Here is a 6,585-nt window from a genome sequence, read left to right as displayed (position 1 = left end):
GGCGGGTGCGGCGCGGGCCGGGGAGGGAGCGGACCCGCTCGACCGCGGCCCGCCACTCCTCCATGGCCGGGGCGTCGTCCACGCCGAGGAGGCGGAGCATCTCGACGAGCGTCGACTCGCTCGCGCGGGTGGGCACGTGCCCGCCGGAGAACCATCCCGACGCGGTCCCCAGGGTCAGCGACGGGACCGACCGAACCACGTCACGGACCGACAGACCGGCCGACACGCGGAGCGCCGTGAGCGCTGCACCGAGCTCCTCCCGGGTCTGAACCTGAGAGGGAACTGATCGATCGTCGGTCGGGTTGCCGGCCCCGCGGGTGGTGTCCACGGTCAACATCGTACGGCCAGGTCACGGGTGTACGGGGTCGGAAACCGCAGCAGAAGCTGGTATTTCATGCGAACGGACGACGCCCGCGTACGGACTTGTCCGGACATCTCGCACGAGGTCGACGCGTGCCGTTCGACTCCTCAGGATGAACTCACGTTCATGTAGACGGAGGGCACCATGACGGCGACACTTCACTTTTCACCCGCGGCGGCGAACCGGCCCGAGCTCAGCGAGCGCGAGGTCGAGGTCCTCGTCGCGTGGCTCGCGTCGGACAGCAAACGGGAGGTGACCGCGCGGCTGTTCCTGGCCGACTCGACCGTGAGCACCTACATCCAGCGGGTCCGGTCCAAATACGAGGCGGTGGGCCGACCCGCACGCACGAAGGTGCGTCTGCTGCTGCGCGCGGTGGAGGACGGGTACGTCCGGCTCGAGGACCTCTGAGCCGTACGGGGGCGGGGCGGCGCTCCTGCGTGATTTCGTCAGCCGAGTTCAGGCGGGGTAGCCTTGAGCGGTTGCTGACGCAACGACCCTCCTGCCACGGAGACACCGTGGCCGAATCTGTAGTCCACAGGAGGTGATGAGGTCCCATGCGTCAATACGAAGTGATGGTCATCCTCGATCCCAGTCTCGACGAGCGCACCGTGGCGCCGTCGCTGGACACGTTCCTCAACGTGATCCGGCAAGAGGGTGGATCGGTCGACAAGGTCGATGTCTGGGGGAAGCGCCGCTTCGCCTACGAGATCAACAAGCTCAACGAGGGCATCTACGCCGTCGTCCAGCTCAAGTCCGAGCCGGACGCGGTCAAGGAGCTGGATCGCCAGCTCGGTCTGAACGAGAACGTTCTCCGCACCAAGGTGCTGCGCGCCGACAAGTGACCCGGACTGTCCGACCACCCCGGTACTCTGGGCGCGGTCGGTCGGCCTCCGATCACCATCCACACCAGGCCTGAAACACGGAGGACAAGCGAATGGCACAGGGCGACACCCCCATCACGGTGGTCGGGAACATCGTCGCGGACCCCGAGCTGCGGTTCACGCCGTCGGGTGCCGCGGTGGCGAACTTCCGGATCGCCTCCACGCCGCGTCGCTTCAACTCGCAGACCAACCAGTGGGAGGACGGCGAAGGCCTGTTCCTCACCTGCAACGTCTGGCGGCAGGCGGCGGAGAACGTCGCCGAGTCGCTGCAGAAGGGCATGCGCGTCATCGTCAACGGCCGGCTTCGGCAGCGGTCGTACGAGACCCGTGAGGGCGAGAAGCGCACGGTGTACGAGGTCGAGGTCGACGAGGTCGGCCCGTCCCTCAAGTACGCCACAGCCAAGGTGACCCGCACCAACCGCGAAGGCGGCGGGGGCGGCGGTTTCCAGGGCGGCGGCCAGCAGGGTGGTGGCTTCCAGGGCGGTGGCCAGCAGGGTGGCTACGGCGGCGGTCAGTCGCAGGGCGGCTACGGCGGCGGCCAGGGCCGCGGCCAGCAGAACGACGACCCGTGGGGCAGCGCCCCGCAGGCCGGTGGTTCCGGTGGCTTCGGCGGCATGGACGACGAGCCCCCATTCTAGATCGGGTCGATTCCCCGGGGCGCTGCCGGCGTCCCACCCCACAAGCATGAGACATGACCTCGCGACGTCTCCGGCCCAGGTCGGGTCCGTCGGAGGAAAGAAAGGTAGACGGATCATGAAGCTGATCCTCACCGCCGACGTCGACAAGCTCGGTGCGCCGGGCGACATCGTCGAGGTCAAGGGCGGATACGGTCGTAACTTCCTGCTCCCGCGCGGGATGGCCATCGTGGCCACCCCGGGTGCCGAGCGCCAGATCGAGTCCATCAAGCGTGCCCGCGAGGCCCGCGAGGTCCGCGACTCGGATCACGCCAACGAGCTCAAGCAGAAGCTCGAGTCGATGACCGACGTCAAGGTCGCGGTCAAGACCTCCGACACGGGCAAGCTGTTCGGCTCCGTCACCGCCGGTGACGTCGCCGCGGCCATCAAGTCCGCCGGCGGCCCCACGCTCGACAAGCGCTCCGTGCAGATGCCCAAGGAGCACATCAAGGCGACCGGCAGCCACAACGTCGTCGTCGACCTGGGTCACGACACCACCGCGCGCGTCGCGGTCGAGGTCGTCCCCGCCTGATACACCGCGCAGGGCCCCGGTCGTCACAGTGACGACCGGGGCCCTCGCCATTGTGGACGGCCTGTGGATAACTAGCTGTAAAGGCGAGGGTCCGGCGGGATCTCGGATCCGTCGCATTCATCTTTCGTTATCTATTGTGTCCCGGTTGGTGACGTGATAAACGAGGTTCTCCACGGGCCCTCCGACCTGCACCGATACCAGTGACCAGCGGTTTTGTGGGAACTGGCCTGGGCTTTCCACCGTTTATCCACAGTGATACGCCCATCGGCCCTGCGTAACCTCCAACCATTCACAGTTCTCCACAGACACCCTCCCGCAAATGTGGAGAAGCCTGTGGATAAGGCTGGAGGCGCAACTCCGGGTGTGTCGTGTCGGTGCCCTACAGTGAAGGGGTCGCTCGCCGGTTCCCAGTCGGGGCCGGGCGGGTGATCGAGTTCGACAGTGGAAGAGGAGCGGTCATGGCCCAGGCGGGATACGACGGTCCCGGCGAGCTGCCCCCTCAGCCCGACGAGGGTGGCGGAGGCGAGTTCGGCCGTACCCCGCCGCAGGATCTCACCGCTGAGCAGTCCGTGCTGGGCGGCATGCTGCTGAGCAAGGATGCCATCGCGGACGTGGTGGAGGAGATCCAGCCGGGTGACTTCTACAAGCCGGCGCATCAGGCCATCTACGACGTCATCCTCGACCTGTATGCGCGCGGGGAGCCGGCCGATGCGGTGACCGTGGCCGCCGAGCTGGATCGCCGGGGGGATCTCCGTCGTGCCGGTGGTGCGCCCTACCTCCACACGCTCATCTCGACGGTGCCCACTGCGGCCAACGCGGGGTACTACGCTCAGATCGTCGCGGAGAAGGCGGTACTGCGTCGTCTTGTCGACGCGGGTACCCGCATCGTGCAGTACGGCTACTCGGGGTCCGAGGGTTCGGACGTCGCCGAGGTCGTGGACCGGGCGCAGGCGGAGATCTTCGAGGTCACCGAGCGCCGCACCACCGAGGACTACGTCATCATCGAGGAGCTGCTGCAGCCCACGATGGACGAGATCGACAACATCCATACCGCGGGCGGTCTCGCCCAGGGTGTTCCCACGGGGTTCGCTGACCTCGACGCCGTCACCAACGGCCTGCACGGCGGCCAGATGATCATCATCGCCGCCCGTCCGGGCGTCGGTAAGGCCCTCGCCCTGGACACCGTCCTGCCGACTCCGGACGGGCAGACCACCATGGGCGAGGTCGCGGTGGGGGACCGTGTGCTGGGCGCGGACGGGCAGCCGACCGAGGTCGTGGCCGTGACCGAGGTGTGGGAGGACCGCCCCTGCTTCACCGTGCGGTTCAACGACGGCACCGAGTTGGTGGCCGATGCCGAGCACGAGTGGCGTATCGAGATGGGCGGCACCGAACAGGTCGTCACCACCAAGTCGCTGGACACCCTCATGTTGGTCTGCGACTTCGGCATCGTCGTCCCCGAGCACCCGGACTCCGGCCGGGCGGCGCGGCTCATCACGGACGTGCGCGGCGCCTCGAGCGTGCCGGTCAAGTGCATCGAGGTGGCCGCCGACGACCACCTGTACCTGGCGGGGCCCACGGCGATCCCCACGCACAACTCCACCATCGGCCTGGACATCATGCGGTCCTGCTCCATCAAGCACGGGCTCGCCTCCGTGGTGTTCTCGCTGGAGATGAGCCGCACGGAGATCGTCATGCGTCTGATGAGCGCCGAGGCGCGGGTCAAACTGTCCGATATGAAGTCGGGCAAGATGAGCGACGAGGACTGGACGCGGCTGGCCCGGCGGATGGGTGAGATCTCCGAGGCGCCCCTGTTCATCGACGACTCGCCCAACATGACGATGATGGAGATCCGTGCCAAGGCCCGTCGGCTCAAGCAGAAGCACGATCTGCGCCTGATCGTGGTGGACTACCTCCAGCTGATGTCTTCGGGGAAGAAGGTCGAGTCGCGTCAGCAAGAGGTCTCGGAGTTCTCCCGTCAGCTCAAACTGCTGGCCAAGGAGATCGACGTGCCCTTGATCGCGATATCGCAGCTGAACCGTGGGCCGGAGCAGCGTACCGATAAGCGGCCGCAGGTCTCCGACCTCCGTGAGTCAGGCTCGCTGGAGCAGGACGCGGACATCGTCATGCTGCTGCACCGCCCGGACGCGTCCGAGCGCGACGACCCGCGTGCCGGTGAGGCCGACCTGATCCTCGGTAAGCACCGTGGCGGTCCCACGTCCACGATCACGGTCGCGCACCAGCTCCACTACTCGCGCTTCGTGGACATGGCGCGAGGGCTGTAGCTGCCGCGCAAGGCGAAAGTTGGGATTCTGGGTCGAAATCTTGGGATTCTGGGATTTTGAGCCAATTTTAATGGGATTGGTTGGGACTGCTGAGAATTGCCTGAAAGTGCGAGATTCTGCCTTCTAGTGCGGTAAGCGGCTGGGCCCGGCTCTTTGCGGGGCAGGACATCGTGGAGCCAAACGATGCGAGGCGCATTCGTGGCGCAGCATCTGGGATGCCGACCAGCGGTGTGGTTGTTCCTCTAGACCCCAGCGGCTCCTGTTTCGAAGACGGTGAAACACGCCCCGTGACACAGCGGGATGCCTTTAGACGCGCCGTACGGGTGTACTTCAACGACCCGGCGGTAGGCGCCTCGACCCTCCTCGCCTGCCACTAGTGACCTACAGCGAGAGCCTGTTCCAAACAGGAGGTGGACTCTTTCAATCAGTATAGAATCTGTGTACGAAGCTCCCGGGGCGGATCAAAGATTAAATACCACGCGGAGGACCTGCAGGGCGCCCGCCCCTGTTAGCGTCCGACTGGCCTGAAAGGATCAGAGGCCACTCAAATGGAAGGCGTTTGCGTGTCCTCTACCGCTGCACTCGTGAACACAACTGTGCGGGACATGCTGCGAGGCGGCGTCCACACAGAGGCTGACATCCAGTCGTCGATCAAGACCCTCCTGCTGGCCGCAGACATCGGCCTCGACGATGCCGGGGTCGTTCTCGAGGATCCGATGGGCGACGGATCGAAGCGGCGGATCGACATCCGCTTCGGCCAAGCAATCATCGAGACGAAGAGGGATCTGGGACAGACCGATCTCCAAGCCGCGCTCGAGCAGCTCGGCGGCTACGTGGCCACCCGTAGCCGTATGGCGGGAGTTCCTTTCCTCGGGATCCTTACTGACGGCGTCAGCTGGCGGCTCTACGACCTCATCGATGACGAACTCGTACCAGTGTCACGTCTCCAGTTGTCGGATCCAGATACAGCCGCTGACCGGCTGATCGTTTGGCTTGAGTCGGCTCTAGCGACCAAACCGGATATCGCGCCGCTCCCGAAGGAGATCGAAGACCGTCTCGGCGTCGACTCGCCAGCTCATCAGATTGATATTGTTCGGCTACTGGACCTGTACCGCGACAACGCTGGGTCCAGTGAGGTCCAGCTCAAACGTGAACTGTGGGCCAAGCTGTTGCGAACCTCGTTCGGAGCGGAGTTCGTCGACGACGAAGAGCTGTTCATCAACCACACCCTGCTCGTGCTCAGCGCCGAAATCATCGCCCATGCCGCGATCGGATTCGACACCTCGCCCGGCAAGGCCCTAACCCCGCAGGAGTTGCTCACCGGCAGCAAGTTTCGCCAAGCCCAGATCCACGGAGTGGTGGAAGAGGACTTCTTCGACTGGGTGCTCGAGGTCGATGGCGGCGAGGGATTCGTTATGCAGCTTGCCCGCCGCATCTCCCGCTTCGTCTGGGCAGACGTCGAGAACGACGTACTCAAGATCCTCTACGAGTCCGTCATACCCGCTGAGGAACGGGAACGACTAGGCGAGTACTACACCCCTGACTGGCTGGCTGACCGTGTCGTAGCCGACACCATCGACGATCCGCTCACTGCCCGCGTGGCCGACCCCAGCTGCGGCTCCGGCACCTTCCTGTTCCACGCTGGTCGAAGATATCTAGCTGCCGCCGAAGACGCCGGCCACTCAGCAGGGTCCGCCGCCATCCAGGTGTGCGCCCACGTGGTGGGTATGGACATCCACCCCGTCGCAGTAACCCTGGCACGGGTCACCTACCTATTGGCCATTGGCAAGGAACGTCTCGGCCATCCGGACAGGGGCGCGCTCTCGACCTGACTTCCACAAGTTTTAGTGTCACC

At 65.4% G+C, this 6,585-nt stretch carries 7 protein-coding genes; 6 read left to right on the top strand and 1 reads right to left on the bottom strand.

Annotation, left to right across the window (positions count from 1 at the left end; translation table 11 throughout):
• On the bottom strand, positions 1–328 hold a 328-nt coding region (locus HMPREF3086_RS05585), incomplete at its 3' end, for a helix-turn-helix domain-containing protein (RefSeq protein WP_141764008.1).
• A gap of 177 nt (positions 329–505) precedes the next feature.
• On the opposite strand from HMPREF3086_RS05585, the gene HMPREF3086_RS05580 reads away from it, so the two are divergent.
• The 6 genes from HMPREF3086_RS05580 (at position 506) to HMPREF3086_RS05555 (ending at position 6,562) form a co-directional block, all read left to right on the top strand.
• Positions 506–769: a LuxR C-terminal-related transcriptional regulator gene (locus HMPREF3086_RS05580; RefSeq protein ID WP_070720608.1), complete on the top strand. Its 264-nt coding sequence runs from the start codon at positions 506–508 to the stop codon at positions 767–769.
• A gap of 146 nt (positions 770–915) precedes the next feature.
• A complete protein-coding gene (gene rpsF / locus HMPREF3086_RS05575; RefSeq protein ID WP_007632072.1) occupies positions 916–1,203 on the top strand; it encodes a 30S ribosomal protein S6 in 288 nt (95 codons plus the stop codon).
• 92 nt (positions 1,204–1,295) lie between these two features.
• Complete coding sequence (locus HMPREF3086_RS05570; RefSeq protein WP_007632070.1) at positions 1,296–1,880, top strand: single-stranded DNA-binding protein; 585 nt, start codon at positions 1,296–1,298, stop codon at positions 1,878–1,880.
• A gap of 115 nt (positions 1,881–1,995) precedes the next feature.
• The gene (rplI, locus tag HMPREF3086_RS05565; protein WP_061913488.1) at positions 1,996–2,448 is read left to right on the top strand and encodes a 50S ribosomal protein L9; all 453 of its coding nucleotides are present in this window, start codon (positions 1,996–1,998) and stop codon (positions 2,446–2,448) included.
• A gap of 458 nt (positions 2,449–2,906) precedes the next feature.
• Positions 2,907–4,730: a replicative DNA helicase gene (gene dnaB, locus HMPREF3086_RS05560; protein WP_070720606.1), complete on the top strand. Its 1,824-nt coding sequence runs from the start codon at positions 2,907–2,909 to the stop codon at positions 4,728–4,730.
• A gap of 584 nt (positions 4,731–5,314) precedes the next feature.
• Positions 5,315–6,562, top strand: a complete 1,248-nt coding sequence (locus HMPREF3086_RS05555; protein WP_246830915.1) for an N-6 DNA methylase — start codon at positions 5,315–5,317, stop codon at positions 6,560–6,562.
• Positions 6,563–6,585 lie beyond the last annotated feature (23 nt).

Source organism: Dietzia sp. HMSC21D01, assembly GCF_001815995.1.
Taxonomy (GTDB): domain Bacteria; phylum Actinomycetota; class Actinomycetes; order Mycobacteriales; family Mycobacteriaceae; genus Dietzia; species Dietzia cinnamea.
Note: the sequence above shows the minus strand (reverse complement) of the source record. Positions and strands in the feature narration are given on the sequence as shown.